The sequence below is a fragment of the Microbacterium sp. NPDC089698 genome, from assembly GCF_044749045.1.
In the GTDB taxonomy this organism is placed as follows: domain Bacteria; phylum Actinomycetota; class Actinomycetes; order Actinomycetales; family Microbacteriaceae; genus Microbacterium.
The window spans coordinates 215728-238934 of sequence record NZ_JBIVHE010000005.1 but is presented as its reverse complement, the minus strand read 5'-3'; the positions used below and the strand labels follow the sequence as shown (position 1 = coordinate 238934).

Here is a 23207-nt window from a genome sequence, read left to right as displayed (position 1 = left end):
CCGGTCGTCCCACCGGCCGCACCATCCCCAGCCAGACAGCGGCGGTCCGGGCGCCGCAAAAGCCCCCGTCTCGACATGCCCCGTATCGAGACCATGCGATTCACGGTCCTCGTCGTGCCTGTACGCGACTAGGCCGCGGCCGTTCCGTTCGAACGAAACCGTTCTACCGGTTCCGAGTTCAATAAGTCGCCAACGAGTTGCGCAGTCTTCGCTCCAACGGCCGGCGCCTGGTCCGCGCTCAACCGCGCTGCCTCCCGCACCGCAGTGATCTCCTGGTCTGTGAGTCCGTTCATGTGCCCGTCCACGTTCGTCATACTCACCGCATGCGCGGCTCGTATGCGAGTTGGTCGGGACAACCCTTGGTTCGGATATTTTAGCCTGTTCAGAAACTATTTTTCCGTTTCTTCGGATCACTGTCGTGACGCATGCAGGGTTATGATGTTACGCCCGCTCACGGCGGTCAGATGCGAGAGCCCGCTGGCCTTCATCGCGGCATCGAGCTCGTCGCTCACCGCCCGCACATCCCCGACCGCGAGCCCCGGAAGCAGTTCCGACCCGGGTTCCGGCAGACGACCGGCACGCGCGATGAACGCCGCCCGCACGTCGCCGGCGATCCGCTCGACCGGTCCGCCGCGGGACGGCTGCTCCACCGCCCCGCTCACGAACAGCACGAGTGCCGCGCGCTCGCCCGGATCCGTGCGCTTCGTCTGCGCCGTGAGCCGCAGCACGGTCCCCGGTCCGAGAGTGGCGGAGCCGGCGTCGGGCGGAATGCCGATGCGCACCGGCACCCGCAGCGGAGCGGGTTCGTCCCCTGGACCGAGCCGGAGCGCGTCCGCGTCGGCCCAGAGCCGGCCGTCGGCGCCGAACGAGGGCAGCGACCGCACGCTCACCTCGGCGGTCACCGCGTGCCCAGCCAGAGCGGCGGCCTGTTCCCGGGCCGGCGCCGCAGCCGTCGCAGCACCGGCGATCGCCGCCGCGACGGTCAGGCAGACGATTGCGAGAGGCACGGCACGCGCGACCGCGGTGCGGATCCGGCGGCGGATCACGAGAAGCAGAAGGACGATCCCGGTTCCCGAGAGCACGATCACGATTCCGGGCGCCCAAGGCAGGAACGAGACCAGGAGCGCGACCGCCCATGCGGTGATCGCGACCGGGACCATCCGCACATCCCGCAGCCGACGGTGCGGGACACCCGGATCCGGCACGTCCTGCATCACGCCCTGTAGCGCTGACGCGCCCCGCGCGCGGGCCGTCGCCGCATGCTCCGGCGTGATCATACCCGCACCAGATCGCGGATCCCGGCCAGCATCTTCTCGCCGATTCCAGAGACGCCGAGGAGATCATCGACGCTCGTGAACCGCCCATTGGCAGTGCGCCAGTCGATGATGCGCTGCGCGAGCGCAGGGCCGATCCGGGGCAACTGATCGAGGGCGGCGACGTCTGCGGTATTGAGATCGACCAATCCGCCCGCTGCTCCCCCGCCCGGCGCGCCCGATCCTCCCGCCGCCGCGCCCGGCGCCGCACCTGCCGCGCCGATCACCGGCACCAGGATCTGCTCGCCGTCGGCGACCGTGCGGGCGAGGTTCACCCCGGCCAGGTCGGCTGTCGGCAGGCTGCCGCCCGCCGCGGCCAGCGCCTCGGCGACCCTCGCACCATCGTCGAGCACGTACAGGCCCGGTTTCGACACCTCCCCGAGCACATGCGCGTAGACCCCACCGGCGGAGACCCCCGGCCCGCTGGTGCGCGGTGACGGCGACACGACGACCTCTTCCGGCACCGCCGACCGGCTGAGCAGGCCGATGCCCACCGTGACCGAAACAGCCACGAGCCCGACCACCACGGCTGCGCCGAGCCCCAGGCGGAGCCGCCGTGGTGCGCGCGCCACAACCGTCGGCCCCGCCTCCTTCGTCTCCGAATGCTCGCTCACACACCGACGCTATGCGCGGGCGATCAGGGCTGGAGATCGATCCACGCAATCGGTGCGGTGCACGGTCGAAGCAGGCGCTGTGGAGGACGAGTGCGACTCTCCGCCACCGTTTCGAGGGACGCAATACGGACGGCATACGAGGAGAATCTCGAATCTTCAACAGAGATCATCGACCTCACGCCACGCCTCTTCATGCAAAGGCCACCTGCAGCGCGCCGAGATCGGTTGCGGAAAACGCTGCCGCAGGCAGGAACGCAGCGGATGAGCCGCCTCTGCGCTTCAAAACAACAGTGCCGCCCACGATGAGCACTCCGGCCAGCAACGCGAAGGAAGTCTCGCCGCGGCTCAGCGCCGTCCGCGTGCACAGCACGTCGCCGTCGACCTCGGCCACAACGCGTGAGCCCACCGGATACTGCGCCCGCACGACGCGAGAAGCGGACCTCCGCGTCATCACGACGAAGAGGACGATCAACAGGACCGAGCCGACCAGCGCCACCATCAGCGGCTGCCAGGTCGCCGACGAGTACATCAGCCCGGTCCACACCCACAGGAGCGGTCCGAGAACGAGAACCATCAGCGCGACCGGGCGGCTGAGCACGAATCGCGTGATGTCGTCCACATGTCGTTTGATCTCTGCGTCGTCCACGACGACGCCACCAATACTTGGTTCAGTGATCATTGATTCCCCCCAAGGATCGCGACGGAACCACTAAAAACCCGATGCAGCGACAGACTGGGCCAAATAGTGATCTGTTGTCACCCACACACTGCCATTCGTTCACGAGCCTGTCGCCCCCGGAAGACGGGCACTTCCACCACGACCATCATTGGCGAAGGGTTTCGGTGCACGCATCGTTCGCGCCCCGCCCATCATTGCTCTACCCGGGCCGATTTAGATTCGCGAACCCAATAATGACACACAGGAGGCCGAAGGCAAGTTGCCCACTCACGATGATCAGGAGCATCCACATTCGGGGCATCCGGGCGTGGGACTGGTGTTCCGATAGGTCGTCCTCGCGGTAGACGCGTTCAAATCGCCCACTCACGAATCTCAACACGCGCGCCCGAAACACCATTATCAACGCACCGATGGCCAATACCGCGACACCGACTGCGATGAAGACAAGCGACACGCTGGTCGTCATGAACTGCTCTCACCCTCAAGGAGACCGGCAAGACTCGCGACGGTAATCATGATTGGCATCATTTATCGAGCTATCCTCGGGAAAAGATACCGACAAGAATCCCACCGACGCCAATGAACATCAATGCGCCGCCCCAGATTCCGATCCAGACCGGACTAGATCTTCTTGCCGCAGCGCGACCCACGCCGCCACCCAGCGCACGGTTAGTATCGGCAATGACTCGATATATCTTTTCGCGAAAGATAATTACAATCGGTCCACACATCAGTGCAATAGCGCCGATGACTATTGCGATATAGTTCTCAGCCGTCATTTCAAATTCTCCGAGCCTATCCAAACCGATAGTTGATCATGACGCTGCAACCAGCGCCAGCGCCGCCACTCCAGCCGCCGCCCCCAAACCTCTGGCCGTTAAACCCTAGTCCGGCTTCGCCGTACACACCAACTGGCCCAAACTCGCCGGAACATACACCCTTGATCGCGCCACCGTCGGGTGCGTTGCCGCCTCCAATTGATATTGCAGCATCCGCCTTAGCACCGACGCCGATTCCGATCGTGAACCCGCCACCCAAACCGATCTCGAAACAAATGAACAGGCAGCCAGAGAGTGAGATGCCGAAGTTTTCCCACACCCACGCGATTGCACCTCCGATTTCTTCGTACGAGGGCCCTGCGTAGCGATCGTAGACATCATCGGGGATGCACTGCCCGTCAGTGTACTGGCTGTCCCATTTTCTCGTTCCAGGCGGGCAGCCGTAGTTGTCGTTGTTGCCGCGAGGGTTGGAGCTATCGGTCGCGGGCGTTGCCGCACCCCCGTCGGCATTCGCGTAGTCAACAGGGGCAGTTTCACCGCCGAGCATAGGGGGCGTGACAGAAGGCAACCAAGCCAAAGTGGCAAATTTCCGTCTTGGTGCAAAAAGATCTCCAAGATCGATCAAGAGTCGATAACACCACGTAATGGATCACCCGTTTTCGACTCTGATTTTCCGACCAGATCCGGCTCATCGTTCCGTCCCACCCGCCGCACGGGCCTGCCGTACGGAGCCGCCGCCGAACCGGGCGCTACGCTGGCCTCATCCCACGATCGACCCGGAGTCGCCATGCGCCTGAACGATTTCCTCCCGCCCGACACCGCTGCGGCCCGTGGGGCGCACGAGCTCGTCACCCGCTTCCAGTCCCCCGCCCTGGTCAATCACGTGCTGCGCAGCTGGCTGTGGGCCGAGGCCTTCGCGATCGTCGAGGGGCACCGCGGGATCGACCACGAGCTGCTCTACACGGGAGCCGTCCTGCACGACATCGGACTCGCGCCGGCATACGACAACCATGTGCTCGGCTATGAGGAGGCCGGCGGGTTCGTGGGCGAGGCGCTCACGGCAGGAGCCGGCTGGTCCGTCGAGCGGCAGCGCCGCGTCAACGAGATCATCGTGCGGCACAACTGGCCGTCCGTGGATCCCGCTCAGGACATCGAGGGGTACCTCCTCGAGACCTCGACCGGTCTCGATATTTCCGGCCGCCGCGACGAGGAGATCCCGCTCGAATTCCGCCGCGAAGTGCTGGCGGCCTACCCCCGGCTCGGTCTGGCGGCCGAGTTCGGCGACAGCGTGCAGCAGCAGGCGGAGCGCAAGCCGTACAGTCAGGCGCACCGTCTGGTCGAGGGCGGCCTCGTCGGCAAGCTCGCGGACAACCCGCTCGAGCGGATCTGACCGGATCCCGCAGCCTTCCGCTCCGCGGCGCGGGAGGGCGCGCCCGCGAACGCGAGAGGGTCAGCGTCCGAGTGCGGCGCGCAGCGCGTCGGCGTAGTACGGGGCGATCTTGTCGTGCCCCGCAGGAGTCAGGTGCACGTTGTCGGCCTGCGGCGCCGAATAGGTGCTGACCCACCCGGCGACCGAGATCGCGTGGACGCCGAGGTTCCGCGCCTCCTCGGTCACGGCCGCATCCATCGCCCGGCGCGCAGCATGCGCCGCATCGCTGCGGCTCATCACGCCGTCCACCACGATGGCCGCGTTCGGGTACGTCTGACGCAGCAGCGCGATGAGTCGTTCCTCGGCCCCGATCGTTTCGGCGGTGGAGTGCTTCAACGCCGCATCGTTGCCGCCCAGGGTCACGATGACGACCCCGGGGTCGCCCTCGGGAAGCAGGAGGCGGTTGCTCGACACGCTCTCCGCGAACCCTGCCCCGAGTCCGCTGATCGGCGCGAGATATCCCGACCCCCCGTATCCGAACTTCACGATGTTCGAGAAGCCGGCCCGGCGCGCCCCCTGCTCGATCCAGGAGTTGCCGCTGCACTGCGAGTCGCACAGGAGGACGGCCGTCGACGCATCGACCGGCGTCGACGGGACCGTGAGCAGGCGCCCCTCGCGCAGGACTGTCTGGGCCTTCTCCCAGTCCTGATGCACCCCACGCTCGTCGGTCCAGGAGTCCTTCGTCGGCCACCCGAACCGGGCTGGATCCGCCACCCAGAACGCGAAGTCCGCAGCGTCGAGGCGGAACACCCCGGCGCCCTCGTGCCACAGCAGAGCGCCCCCGGCGAAGGCCTGGTAGCGGCCTCCGGGGACGTCGACCTTCTCCCCGGTCGGCAAGCCCAGCTCGCCCTCCGGGCCGCCCAGTTCCGCGTAGCGCTGCTGGATGACCCCGGCAGTCGTGGCGCGGATCGCGCCATCACTGTCGGAGCGGTAGAGCACACCGCCCTGGAACGGCTGCATCGAACCGTTCTCCAGCCTCGACGCCTCCGCCGTCGGCAGGCCGAGCGAGCCGTCCGCTCCGCCGCGTTCATGGAAGGCCGCGAGGAACGGAGCCTGCACCGACGCGGCTCCCGCGTCGCCGGACCACCAGATCTCGCCCCCGTCGAACTGCTGCACCAGGCGATCGCCGGCCGCCCGCTGCACGCCCTTCGGGTAGCCCAGCGGCCCCGAGGCGCCCCCGGCACGACGGTGGGCCGCGGCGATGTCCGAGATCGTGGGCACGGGCGCGCCGTCGCGCAGATAGATCACGCCGTTGATGAAGTCCTGCACGGGGGTGCCACGTCGGTCCTTGTGCTCCGGCCCCTTCGGGAACCCGAGCCCGCCGCGCTCCTCGGCGAAGCGCAGCCAGGACTGCCAGAAGACCCCGCGCACGAGCGTCGGGACGTCGTCCTCGTTCGCGAAGATGCCCGCACGCTGGAACGCCTGCCACGGCCGATCCGCGGATCCGCTCTGCTCCGCGATCGGCAGGCCGAGCCTGGCCACGCCGCCGAGCTCGTCGAGCGCCTCGCCGACCGCGCCGCCGTGCACGATGTGCGCGTCGCCCTCGACCGCGGCGTAGATGGAGCCGCCGCGGTAGTCCTGACGGCACACCCCTTTCGCGCAGGTCTCACGATTCCACGCGGCGCCCAGCTCATCGCTGTGCTTGTGCCAGAGCACGCCGATCGCGCTGGTGTCGCTGACGGGGCGCGGCAGCTGCCAGACCAGCAGCAGCCCCCCGCCTGCGAGCAGCGCGACGATCACCGCCGTGCCGAGCACGCGCCGCATCACCCGGAGGGCGCGCGCTCCTTTCCCCCCGGAGCGCAACGGAACTCAGCCCTTGACGGCGAAGTTCACGATCTTCGGAGCGCGCACGATGACGCGCATGATCTCCTTGCCGTCGAGCGCCCGCTGCACCTTCTCGTCCGCACGGGCCAGCGCCTCCAGCTCGGCGTCGCCGATCTTGGCCGGAACCTCGAGCGTCGTGCGCACCTTGCCGTTGACCTGCACGGCGCAGGTCGCAGTGTCCTCCACGAGCAGCAGCGGGTCGGCCTGACGCCAGGTGACGAGTCCCACGGACGGCTCGTGACCGAGGATCTCCCACATCTCCTCCGCCGTGTGCGGAGCGACGAGGTCCAGCATGACGGCCACGGTCTCCGCGGCCTCGCGCACGGCGGGGTCGGCGGGGCCGGATCCGGCGTCGATCGTCTTGCGGATCGCGTTCACCAGCTCCATCAGACGCGCGACCAGCACGTTGAACTTGGTCTGCTCGACGAGCGCGGGCGCGTCGGCCAGCAGGTGGTGGGTGATCCGACGCAGCGCCGCATCGCCTCCGTCGAAGACGACGTCGACGGAGCTCGAGACGTCCTGGGCCGCGCGCAGCGCGCGCGCCAGGAACTTCTGGGCTCCCGTCGTCGAGACGTCCTTCCAGTCCTTGTCGTCCTCCACGGGTCCAGCGAAGGCCAGCGCGACGCGCAACGCGTCGGCGCCGTACGCGTCCAGCTCCTCCTGGAAGAGCACCAGGTTGCCCTTGCTCTTCGACATCTTCGCGCCGTCGAGGATCACCATGCCCTGGTTGATGAGGCTGGAGAACGGCTCGGTGAAGTCGATCAGGCCCATGTCGAACAGGACCTTGGTGATGAACCGCGCGTACAGCAGGTGCAGGATCGCGTGCTCGACGCCGCCGATGTAGGAGTCGATGGGCGCCCAGCGGCGGGCCTCGTCCACGTCGAAGGCCACGGTGTCGCTGTTCGGCGACAGGAAGCGCAGGTAGTACCAGGAGCTGTCCACGAAGGTGTCCATGGTGTCCGGATCCCGCAGCGCGGGCTCACCGGTGCCGGGCACGGTGGTCTGCACCCAGCTGGTCGCCGCACCCAGCGGTGAGGACCCCTTCGGGGACAGGTCGAGGCCCTCGATGCTCGGCAGGCGCACGGGCAGCTGCTCCTCGGGCACGGGCACGATCTCGCCGTCCTGCGTGTGCAGCATCGGGATGGGCGTGCCCCAGAACCGCTGGCGCGAGATCAGCCAGTCGCGCAGACGGTAGTTCTTCGCGGCACGGCCGGTGCCGGCCGCCTCCAGCTGCTCGATCGCGCGGGAGATCGCGTTGCGCTTGGACAACCCGTTCAGCTCGCCGGAGTTGATCATGCGGCCGTCGCCAGTCAGGGCGATGCCGGTCTTCGCCGGGTGCTGGTCGTCGAGCGACTCCAGGGGCTCGACCGGGACGCCGTCCTCGTCGACCTCGATCACGGGCAGCGCGCCGGTGATCGGCGCCGTCGTGTCGACCACGACCTTCACGGGCAGGTCGAACGCGCGGGCGAAGTCGAGGTCGCGCTGGTCGTGGGCGGGCACGGCCATGACCGCGCCGTGGCCGTAGTCGGCCAGCACGTAGTCGGCGGCCCAGATCGGCAGCCGCTCGCCGTTCACGGGGTTGATCGCGAAGCGGTCCAGGAACACGCCGGTCTTGGGGCGGTCGGCGGACTGCCGATCGATCTCGCTCGTCTTCTGCACCTGGGTCAGGTAGTCCTGGAAGCGCATCCGCACGTCCTCGGACGATCCGGCGGCCAGCTCGGAGGCCAGGTCGGAGTCGGGCGCCACGACCATGAACGTCGCGCCGTGCAGGGTGTCGGGGCGCGTAGAGAACACGGTCACGACGCCCTCGCGGCCCTCGATCGCGAAGTCCACATCGGCGCCGATCGAGCGGCCGATCCAGTTGCGCTGCATCTGCAGCACCTTGTGCGGCCAGAAGCCCTCGAGCTGGTTCAGGTCGTCCAGCAGACGGTCGGCGTAGTCCGTGATCCGGAAGTACCACTGGGTCAGGTTCTTCTTGACGACCTCGGCGCCGCAGCGCTCGCAGCGCCCGTCGACGACCTGCTCGTTCGCGAGCACGGTCTGGTCGTTCGGGCACCAGTTCACCGGGCTCTTCTTGCGATAGGCCAGGCCCCGCTCGTAGAGCTTCAGGAACAGCCACTGGTTCCAGCGGTAGTACTCCTCGTCGGAGGTGTGCAGCACGCGGCTCCAGTCGAAGGAGACGCCGTACGCCTGGAAGCCCGCCTTCTGCTGGGCGATGTTCTGGTAGGTCCAATCGCGCGGATCCGCTCCGCGACGGATCGCCGCGTTCTCGGCGGGCAGCCCGAAGGAGTCCCAGCCGATCGGGTTCAGCACGTTGTGCCCGCGGTGACGCCAGAAGCGCGCCACGATGTCCGAATAGAGGTAGTTCTCGGCATGACCCATGTGCAGGTCGCCCGAGGGATACGGGAACATCGCCAGCACGTACTTGCGCGGGCGCACATCCTCGGCGCCGCCGGCCTTGAAGGTCTCGTTCTCGGCCCAGTACTTCTGCCACTTCCCCTGGAGCCGCTGAGCCTGGTGCGCCTGAAGCTCGTGCGCCGACAGCGACTCGTCGTCATTCGACGGGGATGCGGCGTGGGACGGGTTCTCAGACAACGCGACGACCATTCTCTGCGGGGGGAAAAGAGTGCCCGGAACAGGGCAACCTCCAGGTTATCCCAGCCCGCGCAGCCCGGCGTTCCGCGCGGGATCCTGCGCCGGGGCGCGGACGTGAAAGACTAGAGGCGCTATGCCCTCGTCCTCAGCCCGACCGGAGCGGATCCACTGGTTCGCCCGCCTGGAGCACCGCTTCCACGCGTGGCGTGAGAGGCGTGCCCGCAAACGGGGCCGCAGCGCGAGCGTGGTCCCGTTCCCCGGCTACGGCGGAGCGGGCTGGGTCCGCGTCGTCGGGCGGGTGCTGATCCTGCCGAAGACGCGCCGCGGCGGCAAGGACGCGAGTGTGCGGGGCTGGCGCAGTTTCGTCGGCATCCCGGTGAGCTTCGCGACGGTCACGATCACGGTCGCCGGTCGCACGCACGAGGTCGCCGCGGATCGCGGCGGCGTCGTCGACTGCCGGATCGAAGCCGACCTCGCTCCGGGCTGGCAGCACGTGACGATGGCCGTGGAGGGTCAGGACCCGATCCCCGCACGGGTGTTCGTGGTCGCCGAGGACGTGCGCTTCGGGGTCGTGTCCGATGTGGACGACACGGTCATGGTGACGGCCCTGCCGCGGCCCCTGATCGCCGCGTGGAACTCCTTCGTCGTCGACGAGCACGCCCGCACCCCCGTCCCCGGCATGGCGGTGCTGCTCGAGCGGCTCATGCGGGACAACCCCGGCTCGCCGATGATCTACCTCTCCACGGGCGCCTGGAACGTGGCTCCCACGCTCAACCGGTTCCTCTCCCGGCACCTCTTCCCGGCCGGATCCATGCTGCTCACCGACTGGGGTCCCACGCATGAGCGCTGGTTCCGCAGCGGACGCGAGCACAAGCTGCAGAACCTCGCCCGGCTCGCCGAGGAGTTCCCGCACGTGCAGTGGCTGCTGATCGGCGACGACGGGCAGCACGACGAGGCCATCTACGGACAGTTCCTCATCGATCACCCCGAGAACGTGGCCGCGGTCGCGATCCGCCGACTGCTCCCGGCCGAGGGCGTGCTCGCCGGGCGCCGCGCTTCTGCCCGCGCCGACGGCGACGGCGCCGAGGGCGAGGCCCGCGACGAGGATCTCGCCCCGTGGGTGAGCGCGGAGGACGGCGCCGGCATCCTCGACGAGCTCATCGACGCCGGCGTCGTGCGCTCGGAGCCATGAGCGGCACCGCCGGCGCGCTGACCTCCCGGGCGCGCCTGGACCGCGCGACGTGGTCGGCCCTCGCTGAGGCCCACGCGGCGCGCGCCGACGCGCTGACCGCGGAGCACCGCGCCCGCCAGGCGCGCCGCGAGAAGCACCCCGTCCACGACTTCCTGTTCACGTACTACGGCTACAAGCCGGGGCAGCTGCGCCGCTGGCATCCCGGAGCGGGCGTGGCCCTCGAGGACGCCCCGGAGCGCGCGGACTGGCGCTGGTACTCCCCCGTGCCGGAACCGGACGCCTCCCCGGGATCCGCATCCGGATCGGGATCCGGATCCGGACCCCGTGCCGGGGCCGTCATGCCCGATGCGGACGCCTTCGCCGCGGACAAGCCTGAGCTCGCGCGCCTCGTGCACGCGATGCTGGTGCGCACCGCGGCGCGCCCCGGTCAGTTCGGCTGTTTCGGCCTGCACGAATGGGCCATGGTGTACCGGACTCCGGAGCACCGGCACGCGGTACCGCTGCGGCTGGGGCAGGCGGGGACCGACGCGGTCGTGGAGCAGGGCGAGCTGCGCTGCACGCACATCGACGCGTTCCGCTTCTTCACGCCGGAGGCGGTGCCGCGCAACCGGCTCGCGCCGACCCGCGAGACGCAACCCCTCCTCGAGCAGCCCGGCTGCCTGCATGCCGGCATGGACGTCTACAAGTGGGCGATGAAGCTCGGCCCGCTCGTCCCCGGCGAGATCCTGCTGGACGCGTTCGAGCTGGCGCGCGACATCCGCGTCCTGGACATGGAGGCCGCCCCCTACGACCTCGCCGACTGGGGCGTCGTCCCGGTGCGGATCGAGACCGCGGAGGGCAAGGCGGAGTACGTGCGCCGGCAGCGCGAGTTCGCCGAACGCGGCAACGCGCTGCGCGCCCGGATCCTCGAGGCCTGGCGGGGCTCCGCGGACTGACACGCCGCGCCGCGCGCACGGCCGGCCCCACGTTCTACGATTTCAGGTGATGTCCCCTTCCGAACCCGTCTCCCCCGACGTCGCGCTCGGCGACCTCGGCGCGCTCCTGCTCGATTCCGGCGTGTCCGTGACCGACGTGCGCGGCACGCTCGAGCGCGCCCGCGATGCGACCGCGCCCGGCACCGACCTCTCCTTCGCGGTGCTCCCGGAGCACGTCTTCGTCAGCCGCCCCGGCACCCCGGGGGCGACCACGATCGCGGCCGGCGGAGGGCCGGGCCTGACCTTCCGGCAGACCGCGCACGCGTCGCGCCTCGCACGGCGGCTCGAGGCGGGACGCGTCACGCTGGATCAGGTTCCGGCGCACATCTCGCACATCCGCGGCCTGCAGCGCAGGAACCCGGTCCTGCAGACGGCGCTCGGCGGCGCGCTGCTCGCCACCGGGCTCGCGATCCTGTTCCGCTGCCCGTGGTGGGCGATCGTGCTCGCCCTGCTCGTCGGCGGACTCGTCGCCGCGATCGTGCTGGCGACCGAGCGGATCCGCGCGGCCGCCGCCGTGGTCCCTTTCGTCGCGTCGCTGATCTCCACCCTCGTCGTCGGGGTGGTCGCCGATCGCCTGGATCTCGGCGCGGTGCCGCTCTTCGCGGTGTGCGCGCCGGTCGCGCTCCTGGTCCCCGGCGCACTCATCACGAACGCGCTCCTGGAGCTGACCGCGGCCGACATCGTCACCGGCGCGTCGCGGCTGGTGTACGGGCTGATCATGCTCACCTTCATGGCGGCGGGCATCTTCACCGGCGCCGCCGCGACCGGCCTGCGCGTGGATCCGCGTTCCGCCGCGCTGGTCGGTGAGACGTCGCTCGTCACGGGGCACGGCGGGTGGGAGGCGGTGCCGCCGCTGGCCTGGAGCTGGATCGGCGTCGTGGTGCTCGCGATCGGGATCGGACTGAGCTTCGGATCCGGTTTCCGCCTCACGATCGCGACGGTGATCGTGATGATCTGCACCTACGCGGCGCTGATGCTGCTGAGCCCGTACACCGGCAGCACCGTCGCGACAGGGATCACGGCAGGGCTGCTGTTCCTCGCGGCGCGCGTGCTGGAGCGGGTGACGCTCGCGGTCCCCGCCACGGTCTCGTTCCAGCCCGCGTTCCTGCTGCTGGTCCCCGGCACGGTCGGGCTCGTGGCGCTCGCCTCGTTCGATGCCGCGGCCCTCGCCGCCGCCCCGATGATCTTCATCAGCCTCTGCATCGGGACGAAGGTGGGCGCGCTGATCGCCGACGCGCTGCGGATCACCCGTCCCATCGCCGGTTCCGCCGCGCCCACCGCGACCGGCTCGATCCGCATCATCCGCTGAGCCCGCTCCCGCAGGCTCCTTCCCGGGGCGCCCTTACTCCGTTCGGGGCGCACCCCTCCGTTTTGGGGCGCACCACACCCGGTTTCGACGACGTGGCGCGCCCCAAAACGGGATAGTGCGCCCCGAAACCAGGCCGGCACCGGCACCGGACCCGGCTCAGCCCGCGTCGACCGCGACGGACGCCCGAGCGAGGTACCGCTGCACGCCGCGCGCGGCGGTGCGGCCGGCGCGGTTCGCACCGATCGTGCTCGCCGAGGGGCCGTATCCCACGAGCTGGATCCGCGGATCCTTCACGGCCGTCGTTCCGCGCCCGTTGCGATCGAGCTGGATCCCGCCGCGCTCGCTGCGCAGATGCAACGGGGCGAGATGCCCGATCGCGGGGCGGAACCCCGTGGCCCACAGGATCACGTCAACAGGTTCGAAGGAGCCGTCCGCCCAGCGCACGCCATCCGGTTCGATGCGCTCGAACATGGGCCGGCGCGCGTCGTAGACGCCGAGCCGGGCCGCCGCCTGCTCCTGCGGCCGCAGCATCAGACCGGTCACGCTGACCACGCTCTGCGGGGCGAGTCCCTGCGCGACGCGCTGTTCGACGAGCGCCACGGCGGCGGCTCCCGCCTCGGGCGTGAAGTCCTCGTCGCGCCATACGGGCGGACGGCGGGTGGCCCACACGACATCCGCGATCGGGGCGAGCGCCCCCAGGAACTGCACGGCCGAGGCCCCGCCGCCGACCACGAGCACGCGCTTGCCACGGAGGTGCTCCGGGCCCGGATAGTCGACGGTGTGGAACTGCTCCCCGAGGAACGTCTCCATCCCGGGGTAGTGCGGCAGGAACGGCTGCGTCCAGGTGCCCGTGGCGTTGACCAGTGTGCGCGAGCGCCAGGCCCGGTCCCCCGCATGCACCACGAGGATCCCGTCCTCGTCGGTCACCAGGTCGACGTGCACCGGACGGATCACCGGCAGGTCATGAGTGCGCTCGTAACCCGCGAAGTACGACGGCACGGCACGGTTCGCCTGCTCCGCCGTGCGCGGGGGCGGAACCGATCCCGGCAGCTCCGCGACGCCGTGCACATCCTGCATCGTGAGCGCGTCCCAGCGATGCTGCCATGCCCCGCCCGGCGTCTGGTCCGCGTCCAGGACCACGTGCGCGATGCCGAGCCGGCGCAGATGGTACGAGCTCGACAGGCCGGCCTGGCCGGCGCCGATCACGATGCTGTCGAGGATGTCCACGGCCGGTGCAACGTCGCGGGCAGGCGCGGTGTTCCCCGGGCCGATTCGCGCGCGACGCGAGATTCTTCGCCGGCGCGCGTCACTATCGGCCGGTTGGGGACTCTCTACTTCGAAGGCCCGTCGCAGGGCCGGACGATCTGCTCGCGAGGAGCCGGTCGAGAAGTGAGGATGACATGCGCAACCCGGAGACGCCCGCCGAAGGATCCAGTCCCGATCCGGAGGAGCCGGTCGAGCGCACGATCGACCAGAGAGGGGTGCGCCCGAGCGCGGCATGGAACCTGTCGGTGATCATGTCCATCGCCGCCGCCGACGATGCCGCTGCGGCCGCCGAGGCCGCCGCAGCGCCTGCGCTGCCGGCGTCCGAGGGCGCGCTGCCGCATTGCGCTCCTCACGACGGCCGCCCGCATGAGCACCAGCGCCGCGCTCTGCGCAAGGGGCCCGCGCTGGCCCGCGGCGAGGGCTCAGGGAAGCACGACGCGCAGGTCCAGTGAGAGTCCCGGCAGGCTGATCCGGGAGCTCGCCCCCGCGGAACCGTCCGCGCCGAGCTGCACGGCTGCCTCCGCCATTACGTCGCCGAGGGCCGGCGCCTCGCCCTGTCGGACCGAGACGGACGCATCCACCGCAGCGCCCGCCGGTGCGACCTCCGCGGAGAACCACGCTGCACCGACCACGGCCTCGACCGTCGGGACGGCTACCGGCCCGACCTGCGGTACCTGCGCCATCCCCGCGGAGAGCACTCCGGAGGCCGTCATCGACGGATCCGCCACCGAGAAGACTCCCGCCGCGGACAGTGCTCCGACGAACTGCGTGCCCGTCTGCCGCGGATCCACGGCCGGCGGCACGTCCGGGACCACCCCCGACCCCGGATCGACGACGGGGTCCGGCACCCCCTCCGCAGCGGGATCCGCAGCCGTCTCCGCGACGGTGACCGGCACCGGGACCGGAGCGACAGGAGCCGGGTCCTCGGCCGAAGGGGCCTTCGCGGCCGCAGACGTGCCCGGCGTCGCGGTCGGGGCGCGGAGCGCGTCCGCGGGCGGAGCGACCGCAGGCGTGACCGTGAGCAGCGTCGTCGCCACGAGCCCGCCGACCGTGGCCGCGGTGACGCCGCCCGCGAACAGCCAGGCGATCACCCCTGCGCCCGTCGTGGTCGTGGCCGCGGCCGCCGTCCCGGCGCTCAGGGACGCGGTGACCGGCACCCCCGCCCCGACCGTGCCGAGCAGCACCGCCGAGAGCGCACCGCCCTGCGCCCGTGCCACGGAGGCGTGCATGCCCCGCAGCAGGTCCGTGCAGAGCATGCAGGTGACGAGGTGAGCGGCGACCTCCGCGGCGAGAGCGGCGTTCCGCGGGTGCGCCACATGCTGCGGCAGCAACCGGGCGACATGCGCCTGGTCGCCGCGCAACCTCGTCGGAACCTGTCGGAGCAGCCATTGGTGCTTCATGCCCGCGCGGGCGCGTCGCTGCAGCGCCGACACGGCGTTCGGTTTGATGCCCAGCTCGCGGGCGATCGCCGGGCGTCCCGCCTGGTCCACGTCGGAGAGCCAGAGGACCCGCTGCCAGCGATCGGGAAGCGCGGCGAACGCGGCGAGGACGTCCTCCGCACCGGACTCGCGTTCGACATGCCGGAGACCATCGCGCGGATCCACCTGATCCACGTCCGCGTCGTCGAGGACCTGGCCGGCCTCCGCGTGCCATCGGGCGGACGTGTTCCGGATCACGGTCTTCAAGTAGGCGCGGAAGGACGATGTGGGTCCGCCGTCGCTCATCCTCAGCTGCTGATAGATCGCGAGGAAGGACTCGGAGACGAGATCCTCCGCCCGCGACCAGTACAGGCGCCGGGCGTAGCGGAGTGCGGAGTCGTAGTGCCGTTGCCACAGGAACTCCCAGGCCCCGGCGTCATCGTCTCGCACCGCGCGGAGCAGCTCCGCATCGCCGCGATCGTCGTGCATGTTCGCTCCCCGGAAGACGTCGGACCAATATATTCAGTCTGTCATCCCGACGCCGGGTCCCGGCGAGCGGATGCCGGCCGCCTCCGATCCGCGACTCTGACCGCGCTCAGGCGGCACCGGGCGCAGTCATAGCCCGGCCACAGCCCGTCGACCTACGCTCGCCCGATGGCGACGCAGAACGGCGGACGGCGACATCGCAGGCGAACGGCCGCGGAGCGCGGATACCGGACGCCGTGGATCCTCCGCGACGTCTACGGAGCCCCGGTGTGGGGCATGCTCGCCGTGGCGCTGGTGATCGTCGGCGTGCTCGTGCTGTACCTGTCCACGCGCTAGCGCCGCGCTCCGAGTGGACCGGCCGCGCGGACCGCTATCCGAGGGACAGCAGCTCCCGCTCCGCGATCTCCTCCGCGGGGACGGCGCAGGCGTAGGTGCGGCGGTACGCGCTCGGCGCGATCCCGACCTCGCGCGTGAAGTGGTGCCGGAACAGCGTCGCGCTGCCGAATCCGCAGGTCGCGGCGATCTCCTCGATCGAGGCGTCCGTCGTCTCGAGGGCCAGCCGCGCGTGCAGCACGCGCTGCGCCGTGATCCACTGCATCGGCGTCACTCCCGTCTCCGCGACGAACCTGCGCGCGAACGTGCGGGTGGACATGTGCGCGCGCTGCGCGAGCGAGGCGACGGAATGCGTGGCGCCGAGACGATCGCCCATGTAGGCCAGGACGTCGCCCAGCGTGTCCGAGTCCGCCTGCGGCACCGGACGCTCGATGTACTGGCGCTGCCCGCCGTCGCGCTGCGGCGGCACGACCATGTTCCGGGCGATCACGTTCGCGATCGCGCTGCCGAGCTCGCGGCGCACGAGATGCAGGCTGGCGTCGATGCCCGCCGCGGTCCCGGCGCTCGTGATGAGGTCGCCGTCGTCCACGAACAGCACGTCCGGGTCGATGCGCGCCGTCGGGTACCGTCGCTGCAGCTCCTCGGCGTACCGCCAGTGCGTCGTGCACGGCCGCCCGTCGAGCAACCCCGCGGCTCCGAGGATGAAAGCCCCGGAGCACGCGCTCAGCAGGATCGCACCGCGATCCGCGGCCCGGCGCAGGGCGTCCAGCAGCTCTGCCGGGTATTCCTCGGCGGGACGCACGCGTGCCGCGGGAACGGCGATCACGTCGGCGTGCTCCATCGCCTCGAGTCCGTGGGCGGGGACGACCTGCGCCCCGACCTCGGTGCTCACGGGACGCCCTGCCTCGATGCCGCAGACGCGGAAGTCGAAGGCCGGGACGTCCGAGTAGACGCTGCGATCCAGCCCGAACACCTCGCTGAGGAGGCCGAACTCGAACACGGCGAGCCCGTCGATCACGGGAAGGGTGACGCTCTGCAGCATGCCCCGATCATACTGGCTGGATCTTTATGCCGAAAGTCTTTCCGCCATCTGGTGGCAGGATCCTTTCGCTCGTAGCTTTGAAGCCATGACCGAGACCGCCACGACCCCCGCCCCTTTCCGGATCCCCGTGACCCGCGCCGACGCTTCCCTGCGCTCCGCTGCGGACTCCGCGCCGTCGCCGCAGCGCCGCGCGCGCCTCACGATACCGACGTGGCTGCCCCGCCGCATCCTGCAGCGCGGCGGCGTGCCCACCCGCGAGGACGCGCGCGCCATGCACGACCTGCAGGCCGCCCTCGACCGCAGCGACTGGTGACGCATCACCCCTGAAGGCGGGGCGCCGCGTCGCGCCTCAGCGAGCCGCCGGCAGGGCGACCTTGAGCTTCGCCCAGGATCGACCCTGGGTGTCCTTCAGGATGTCGTACTCCACGTCGACGTGCGGCTCGATCGCGCTGTACTTGTCGTTGGGCGCCCCGATCACGAGCTGGAAGCCGAGACCGCGCCACGCGCCGATCGCCCGCTTGGTGAAGTGCGCGTCGGCCTTGATGAGGGCCTCGTCCATGAAGACCGGAGCGTAGCGCGGGCGCTCGGCTCCGGCATCGCCGAGCTGGTAGCGCAGCGCCGCGCCGACGATGAACGCGATGAGCTCCTGCGACTCGCCGCCGGACTTCTCGCCGATGTGGTCGTAGAGCGCGACGTGCTGCTTGGTGTCGGCGGTGACCCGCTCGGCACTCACCCGCACGTGGTTGCGCACATCGATGAGGTCGGCGAAGTCGGGGGCGGAGCGTCGCAGATGCCCGATGAGTCGCGACATCCGGCGGTAGGCGTGTTCGCGCTCCTGGTCGCTGGAGGCCGCTTCGATGAGCCCCCGCACCTCGCGCAGGTCGCGGCGGAAGCGCTTGCGCGCCTCGGACTGGCTCTCCCGGGTCGTGATCTGCAGGCGGTGGTGGTCGTCGTAGAACGGCAGGTCCTGCATGATCCGGTTGATGGGCTCGATCCGCTCCCGGATGTCCCGGAGCGCCCGTCCCAGCGTCGAGTCGAGGTTCGTGAGGTCGTTCCCCGAGAGGTGGACGAGGCTGTCCCGCCACTCGCTCTCGAGCTGGTGGAGTCCGCTCGTCTCGAGCGCCGCGAGGATGCTCTCGAAGTCGTCGACGTACAGATCCGGATCCGCGATCAGGTTCGGGTTCTCCCAGCGCTCCAGGAATCCGCTCATCAGCCGGCGCATGTTCTCGCGCTGTTCGCGGTGAGCCTCGAACGCCGTCGCCCGATCCTCGTTCAGGCGGTTGCCGGCGGCCTGCAGCGCACCGTCGAAGCGCTCCAGCAGCATCGATGGCGCGGCGCTGGCCGACGCGGGTGAGGCGAAGCGGTCGTCGAGGTACTGCGCCTGCTCGGAGCCCACTGCTCGATCCGATCCGATCGCCTCGTCGATCAGCGCCTGCCCGGCGTCGACGTCGTCGGTGATCTCGCCCCAGCGCTGCTCGACCTGCTGGCGCTCCGCCGTGGCCGCGCCGATCTCCTCACGGAGTCGCGCCGCGAGCGCCTTGGCCTTCTCGATCTGCGCGGTGATCCCCGCGATGTCCGGGTTCTTCTCCGCGACCTCGGACTCCACGCCTCGCCAGCGCTCCTGCACGGCGACGAGGGCGTCGACGTCGACCTGGTCCCACACGACGTCCACGATCCGCGCGAAGGCCGCGCGCTCGGCATCGAACCGGTCCAGGGTCGACTCGGCGGCCGCCACCGCTCCCTCCGCACGCTCGAGAACGGGTCGCAGCTCCTCGACCGCGGCCTCCAGCTCGCGCAGCCGGGCGCGGTTCGAGAAGCCGAGCACGTTCCCGCGGCCATGGCCGCCGTGCGCGCCCTGGTCTCCGCGGGAGACCTGACCGGTGATCGTGAGCGCCTGCTCGTGCCCGGTGAGTTCCGCCGCGCTGTTCACGCAGACGAAACCGAACCGCTCGGCGAGACGCACCTGCAGCCAGCCGGTGAAAGGAGTGTCCGCGTACTCGAGACGTCCCGGCAGTCGGTTCTCCGCTCCCCCGCCGCTCGTGCGGAGCCCGGTGTGCACGCCCTGGTACGTGAGTCGGCGCGGAGTGCGCACCCCGTCGATCGCGGTGCGGAACCGGTCGAGGTCGGCGACATCCAGCAGCACGGTCGTGGCGAAGCCGCCGAGGGCGAGGTTGAACGCCTCGCGCCACGGCTCGTACTCCGTGCGGACCTCGATGAGCTCGCCCACGAAGGGCAGCTGGTGCGGCTCGAGCCCCGCCGCCTCGGCGAGCAGCTCGCGGGAGCGGTACAGGTCCCCGGGGATGTTGCCCGCGAACGCCGTCGCCTCCTCGGCCGCGCGCTCGCGCTGTGCGAGTTCCGCCTTCAGTCCATCCCTGGTGCGACGGGCGTCGGCCCAGGCCTCGCGCGCGCTGCCCTTGGCGTCCGCGTCGCCGAGCACCGTGCGGGCGCGCCCGACGAGCTTGTCGAACTCCGCCCTGCTGTGCACCTCGGCGCCGAGCGCGCGCAGGTCGTCGTCGAACCTCGCCCGACGCGTCTGCGCCTCCTCGAGACGCCGCTCGACGCCACGCAGCTCGCGCTGCGCGGTCTCGAGCCGGTCGCCGCCGCGCTCGCGCAGCAGATCTCGCAAGCCCTCGTGCTCGACCTCCGCGGCCTCGGCCTGCACGCGCTTCTCCCGGGCGAGGATGTCGAGCACGCGCGTGCGGTCGCGGAGCTCATCCTCGACCGTGCGGAGCAGGTCCATGCGCCGCTCGGCACGCCAGAGGGAGGCGACGGACGTCGGATCCTCGAACACGCCGACCGCGTCGATGAGCGTCATCCGCCCGGCAGCGGTGTCGATGCGCCGGCGCAGGTCGCGGATCGGTTCGAGGGCCGCCACCTGCTGGCGCGCGACGAGCATGCGCTGCTTCGTGCTCTCGAGTTCGTCGAAGTGCACGACCACCGCATCGGCGGTGCGCATCGTCTCGGGCTCCTCGAGGACCAGGCGCTTGTACAGGTCGTCGACCGTGGTGATCTGCTGTCCCGCCTGGATGCGGGCGAGCAGGCTCATCGCGTTCGATCCGGATCCGGCGGCCCCGATGCCCAGCACCGAGTGCAGCCGTGCGGAGAACTCGCGGTCCGTGCCCACGGGCTCCAGTCCGGCGGCGCGCACGGAGGCATCGGTGAGGCGCTGCGCGGCCGCGCGCTCGAGCGCGGCGAGGTCGAACGCCGAGTTGGCGGTGGCGCGCACGCGCACCGTGTCCTCGAGCACGCGCGCGCCGGCCGGGATGTACCAGGCGCGCACGGCGGTGAAGCGCGAGTCGTCGTGGTCGCGCCACGTCATCGCGATCGCGGTCCAGGTGTCCTCGCCGTCGCCGCGGAGCACCTGCACCTTCGTGCCCTCCTCGGTGCGGGTCTCGTCGAGCTTGCCTCGACCGTAGGAGAGCACGTTGCGCTGCTCGTCGCCTCGGGGGCGCCCGGTGACGCCGCCGTTCGACGCGCCGTTGAACGGCGTCGTGTGCGGCATCATGAGCGCGATGTAGGCGTCCATGAGCGTGGACTTGCCGGATCCCGATCCGCCGCAGAGCAGAGTCGCGGCGGGAGAGAACCGCACGCGGTGCGGACCGCCGTCGTAGCCGCCCCAGTTCACGAGCTGCAGGTCCTCGGCGACCCACTGCTGGCCGCGGGAGGCTTCGGGGATGAGCCCGAAGAGAGTGTCGACCATCGTCATGACAGGGCGTCCTCCAGGGCTTCCTCGGCGGTGGCGTCGTCGAGCGCGACGCCACCGGCACCGGCGCGGCGTTCGGCGGCGGTGTCGCGCAGCCAGTCGCGCAGCTCGGTGAGCTTCTCCGCGCTCAGCACGACCTCGACGAGAGGACCGATCCGGTAGCGGCCGGTGGTCTCCTCGCTGATGATCCCGTCGTTCGAGAGCTTGCGCATCGCGTCGCGGACGGCTTTCTGGCGCCGCGAGATGTCGCCGTCGGCGTCGGTGAAGTAGCTGAGCACGGTCTGCTCGACGTCCTCGATGTCGATGCGGGGCGCAGCCTCGCCGGCGACGTTCTCACGCTCGTAGACGGTGCGCAGGTGCACCAGCACGAGCGTCTCCGAGCGCGTGTACGGCGTGTCACGCAGCAGGATCGGGATGTCGAGCTCGTCGATGCGGATCTGCTGCTTGTACGCGAGGCCGTGCTCGTGGTCGACGATCAGCCGGATGTACAGGTCGTTGAGGCGCGACTCGATCACGGTCTGATGGTCGAGGAGGGTGCGCCATTCGGGGCGGTTGCGGTCGGCGAGCAGGAAGCGCCGGTGCAGGATCAGCGCGAGTGTGCGGCGCACCTCGGGATCGAGCACCCCGCGGTCGCCCGGGAACAGCTCAGCGAGGTCATCCTCCATCGCGACAGGCTGGATGAACCCCGCCCCCTCCTCGACAGCGGAGCTCTCCGCCGTCTCGGGGGTCTCTGCGACGTAGGGCGTCTCGGTGGCATCGGAGGTCATCGTTCCTCTTCCTTCCTCGCCTGCGCGGTCACGGATCCGAACGCGAATCGGCGCGCGGTGCCGTCGGGACGGACGGTCTCCACGACCGAGACCCCGTCCGCCTCGGCCAGGCCGTTGCGGTGGGCGATCTCGAGCAGGCCGAGAAGATCGACCGGGCGGCGGGTGCTCCGCTCCGTGATGGCCTGGAAGGCCTCGCCGAGGTCGAACGTGTCGCCGAGTCCGGCAACGTGCGCCTCGAGTTCCGCGTAGTGCGGACCGCCCCAGGCGCGGGTGTCGGCGTCGACGAACTCGACGTCCTGTCCCTGCGTGATCAGTGCGGCCGGCGAGCCGGGCGGGCGGATGTCCCCCAGCGACTGGCGGAGGTGGCCGATGCTCGCGACCGGCAGGCGGCGGAGCGGATCCACGGGAGTCTCGGGGGTCCGCGTCTGCGTCCAGGCCTGCATCCCCGCGATGACGTCGCGCAGCAGCTCGTCGACCTGGCGGTCGCGCGCGGGGTCGTGCGTGCGCACCTGACCCGCGATGACGTGCGAGGCGCGGCGCTGGGCCGTCAGCACCTCCTGCACGCCCAGTTCCATGCGGCGCCCGATCATGTCGAGCTCGGCGCGCTGCGTGCCGTCGAGCAGCTGCGCGAAGGGGCGTGCGAGGAGGCCGTGCAGCTGATCCGTGAGCTCGTCGATCCGCTCCGGGTCGCCGATGAGTCGCAGCGCGCCCGCGAACGCCTGTCCCTCGCGTGTGGACTGCATGACCTGCTGGCCGCGGAGCAGGTACTCGCGCAGAACCTCCCCGGTGGGGCGCTCATCGCGGCGGAGGTCGCGGATCACGTCGCGCTGCATGGCCTTGATCGATTCCGCGACGCGCGTGAAGTCCGCCGGCAGCCCCCGCGAGAGGTGCAGCACGTTCTCGGCCTCTTCCCGCAGCTCGTCATCCGGCACAGGGTCGGCGGCGCCGCTCTCGAGCGCCGTGATCTGCGCGTCCAGCGCGTCCCGTTCCGCGCGCAGCCGCCGCAGGCGTCGGGCCGGATCGCCGTCCGCGTTCCCCGCGAGGCGCTCCACGGCTTCGAGCAGGGTACGCACCCGGGAGTTGGAGACGCGCGCGCCGCCGCCGGTGAGGTCGGCGATCTCGAGCGCGCGCACGGCGTGCGCGGTCAGCCGGTAGACCTCGCTCTCGGCGTCGATCTGCTGACCGAGCCAGCCGACCTTGACCCAGTACCGGCACAGCTCACGGCCGGTCGTGGCGGGCAGCCGACGCTCGTCGTCCTCGTAGCCGATCGCGCGGAGCTGATCCAGCATCTCTCCGACTTCGACGTGCGCGTCGGCGACGGCGACCGTCGGCCGGTCGGCGGAGAACATCTGGCTCAGGGCCGCGATCACGAAGGGCGCATACCGACCGTGCAGCAGATCGAGCGTCGGCGTCTTGAACGCCGCGAGAGCGCGCAGATAAGCGCCCTCTGCCCTGCTTCCGGTCACGATCGCTCCCTCACGGCT

At 70.4% G+C, this 23207-nt stretch carries 20 protein-coding genes; 7 read left to right on the top strand and 13 right to left on the bottom strand.

Features of this window, described 5'->3' with window-relative positions; all coding sequences use genetic code 11:
* Positions 1–410 precede the first annotated feature (410 nt).
* The 5 genes from ACIPY5_RS14915 to ACIPY5_RS14895 form a co-directional block, all read right to left on the bottom strand.
* Positions 411–1277 carry a DUF4131 domain-containing protein gene (locus ACIPY5_RS14915; protein ID WP_400971959.1) on the bottom strand — a complete coding sequence of 289 codons (867 nt, stop codon included), beginning with the start codon at positions 1275–1277 and terminating at the stop codon, positions 411–413.
* A complete protein-coding gene (locus tag ACIPY5_RS14910) occupies positions 1274–1927 on the bottom strand; it encodes a ComEA family DNA-binding protein (protein ID WP_400971957.1) in 654 nt (217 codons plus the stop codon). The genes ACIPY5_RS14915 and ACIPY5_RS14910 overlap by 4 nt, the downstream gene beginning before the upstream one ends.
* A gap of 190 nt (positions 1928–2117) precedes the next feature.
* Positions 2118–2606, bottom strand: a complete 489-nt coding sequence (locus ACIPY5_RS14905; protein WP_400971955.1) for a hypothetical protein — start codon at positions 2604–2606, stop codon at positions 2118–2120.
* Between the two features lie 536 nt (positions 2607–3142).
* Positions 3143–3385, bottom strand: a complete 243-nt coding sequence (locus tag ACIPY5_RS14900; RefSeq protein WP_400971953.1) for a hypothetical protein — start codon at positions 3383–3385, stop codon at positions 3143–3145.
* Between the two features lie 16 nt (positions 3386–3401).
* The gene (locus tag ACIPY5_RS14895) at positions 3402–4010 is read right to left on the bottom strand and encodes a hypothetical protein (RefSeq protein ID WP_400971951.1); all 609 of its coding nucleotides are present in this window, start codon (positions 4008–4010) and stop codon (positions 3402–3404) included.
* A 162-nt stretch (positions 4011–4172) separates the two neighbouring features.
* Between ACIPY5_RS14895 and ACIPY5_RS14890 the strand changes: the two genes are divergently transcribed.
* Entirely contained in the window at positions 4173–4775 is a 603-nt protein-coding gene (locus ACIPY5_RS14890) for an HD domain-containing protein (protein WP_400971949.1), read from the top strand.
* Between the two features lie 60 nt (positions 4776–4835).
* Here ACIPY5_RS14890 and ACIPY5_RS14885 read toward each other — a convergent pair whose 3' ends face one another.
* Together ACIPY5_RS14885 and leuS are read right to left on the bottom strand one after the other, a co-directional pair.
* Positions 4836–6578, bottom strand: a complete 1743-nt coding sequence (locus ACIPY5_RS14885) for a GDSL-type esterase/lipase family protein (protein WP_400972159.1) — start codon at positions 6576–6578, stop codon at positions 4836–4838.
* 45 nt (positions 6579–6623) lie between these two features.
* The gene (gene leuS, locus ACIPY5_RS14880; protein ID WP_400971947.1) at positions 6624–9245 is read right to left on the bottom strand and encodes a leucine--tRNA ligase; all 2622 of its coding nucleotides are present in this window, start codon (positions 9243–9245) and stop codon (positions 6624–6626) included.
* Between the two features lie 121 nt (positions 9246–9366).
* Here leuS and ACIPY5_RS14875 point away from each other — a divergent pair, with 121 nt between their 5' ends.
* The 3 genes from ACIPY5_RS14875 to ACIPY5_RS14865 are packed head-to-tail and all read left to right on the top strand — an operon-like array spanning position 9367 to position 12708.
* Positions 9367–10425 carry an App1 family protein gene (locus tag ACIPY5_RS14875; RefSeq protein WP_400971945.1) on the top strand — a complete coding sequence of 353 codons (1059 nt, stop codon included), beginning with the start codon at positions 9367–9369 and terminating at the stop codon, positions 10423–10425.
* Positions 10422–11360, top strand: coding sequence for a 3-methyladenine DNA glycosylase (locus ACIPY5_RS14870; RefSeq protein ID WP_400971943.1), 939 nt, complete (start codon positions 10422–10424; stop codon positions 11358–11360). Before ACIPY5_RS14875 ends, ACIPY5_RS14870 begins: the two co-directional genes overlap by 4 nt.
* Positions 11361–11409: 49 nt before the next feature.
* Entirely contained in the window at positions 11410–12708 is a 1299-nt protein-coding gene (locus ACIPY5_RS14865; RefSeq protein ID WP_400971941.1) for a threonine/serine exporter family protein, read from the top strand.
* 156 nt (positions 12709–12864) lie between these two features.
* Here ACIPY5_RS14865 and ACIPY5_RS14860 read toward each other — a convergent pair whose 3' ends face one another.
* A complete protein-coding gene (locus ACIPY5_RS14860) occupies positions 12865–13935 on the bottom strand; it encodes a flavin-containing monooxygenase (protein WP_400971939.1) in 1071 nt (356 codons plus the stop codon).
* 173 nt (positions 13936–14108) lie between these two features.
* On the opposite strand from ACIPY5_RS14860, the gene ACIPY5_RS14855 reads away from it, so the two are divergent.
* Positions 14109–14426, top strand: a complete 318-nt coding sequence (locus ACIPY5_RS14855) for a hypothetical protein (RefSeq protein WP_400971938.1) — start codon at positions 14109–14111, stop codon at positions 14424–14426.
* On the opposite strand, the gene ACIPY5_RS14850 is transcribed toward ACIPY5_RS14855, so the two are convergent.
* Complete coding sequence (locus ACIPY5_RS14850; RefSeq protein ID WP_400971936.1) at positions 14397–15881, bottom strand: sigma-70 family RNA polymerase sigma factor; 1485 nt, start codon at positions 15879–15881, stop codon at positions 14397–14399. The genes ACIPY5_RS14855 and ACIPY5_RS14850 overlap by 30 nt on opposite strands.
* Positions 15882–16046: 165 nt before the next feature.
* On the opposite strand from ACIPY5_RS14850, the gene ACIPY5_RS14845 reads away from it, so the two are divergent.
* Positions 16047–16214 carry a hypothetical protein gene (locus ACIPY5_RS14845; protein WP_400971934.1) on the top strand — a complete coding sequence of 56 codons (168 nt, stop codon included), beginning with the start codon at positions 16047–16049 and terminating at the stop codon, positions 16212–16214.
* 34 nt (positions 16215–16248) lie between these two features.
* Here ACIPY5_RS14845 and ACIPY5_RS14840 read toward each other — a convergent pair whose 3' ends face one another.
* A complete protein-coding gene (locus tag ACIPY5_RS14840; protein ID WP_400971932.1) occupies positions 16249–17253 on the bottom strand; it encodes a helix-turn-helix domain-containing protein in 1005 nt (334 codons plus the stop codon).
* Between the two features lie 85 nt (positions 17254–17338).
* Between ACIPY5_RS14840 and ACIPY5_RS14835 the strand changes: the two genes are divergently transcribed.
* The gene (locus ACIPY5_RS14835) at positions 17339–17566 is read left to right on the top strand and encodes a hypothetical protein (RefSeq protein ID WP_400971930.1); all 228 of its coding nucleotides are present in this window, start codon (positions 17339–17341) and stop codon (positions 17564–17566) included.
* Positions 17567–17602: 36 nt separating this feature from the next.
* Here ACIPY5_RS14835 and ACIPY5_RS14830 read toward each other — a convergent pair whose 3' ends face one another.
* Genes ACIPY5_RS14830 through ACIPY5_RS14820 form a run of 3 tightly spaced genes read right to left on the bottom strand, consistent with a single transcriptional unit; the run spans position 17603 to position 23189 of the window.
* Positions 17603–20959 (bottom strand): ATP-binding protein, encoded by a 3357-nt coding sequence (locus ACIPY5_RS14830; protein ID WP_400971928.1) that lies wholly within the window; start codon positions 20957–20959, stop codon positions 17603–17605.
* Positions 20956–21723 (bottom strand): DUF4194 domain-containing protein, encoded by a 768-nt coding sequence (locus ACIPY5_RS14825; RefSeq protein ID WP_400971926.1) that lies wholly within the window; start codon positions 21721–21723, stop codon positions 20956–20958. Before ACIPY5_RS14825 ends, ACIPY5_RS14830 begins: the two co-directional genes overlap by 4 nt.
* Positions 21720–23189 carry a DUF3375 domain-containing protein gene (locus ACIPY5_RS14820; protein WP_400971924.1) on the bottom strand — a complete coding sequence of 490 codons (1470 nt, stop codon included), beginning with the start codon at positions 23187–23189 and terminating at the stop codon, positions 21720–21722. Before ACIPY5_RS14820 ends, ACIPY5_RS14825 begins: the two co-directional genes overlap by 4 nt.
* Positions 23190–23207: the final 18 nt, after the last annotated feature.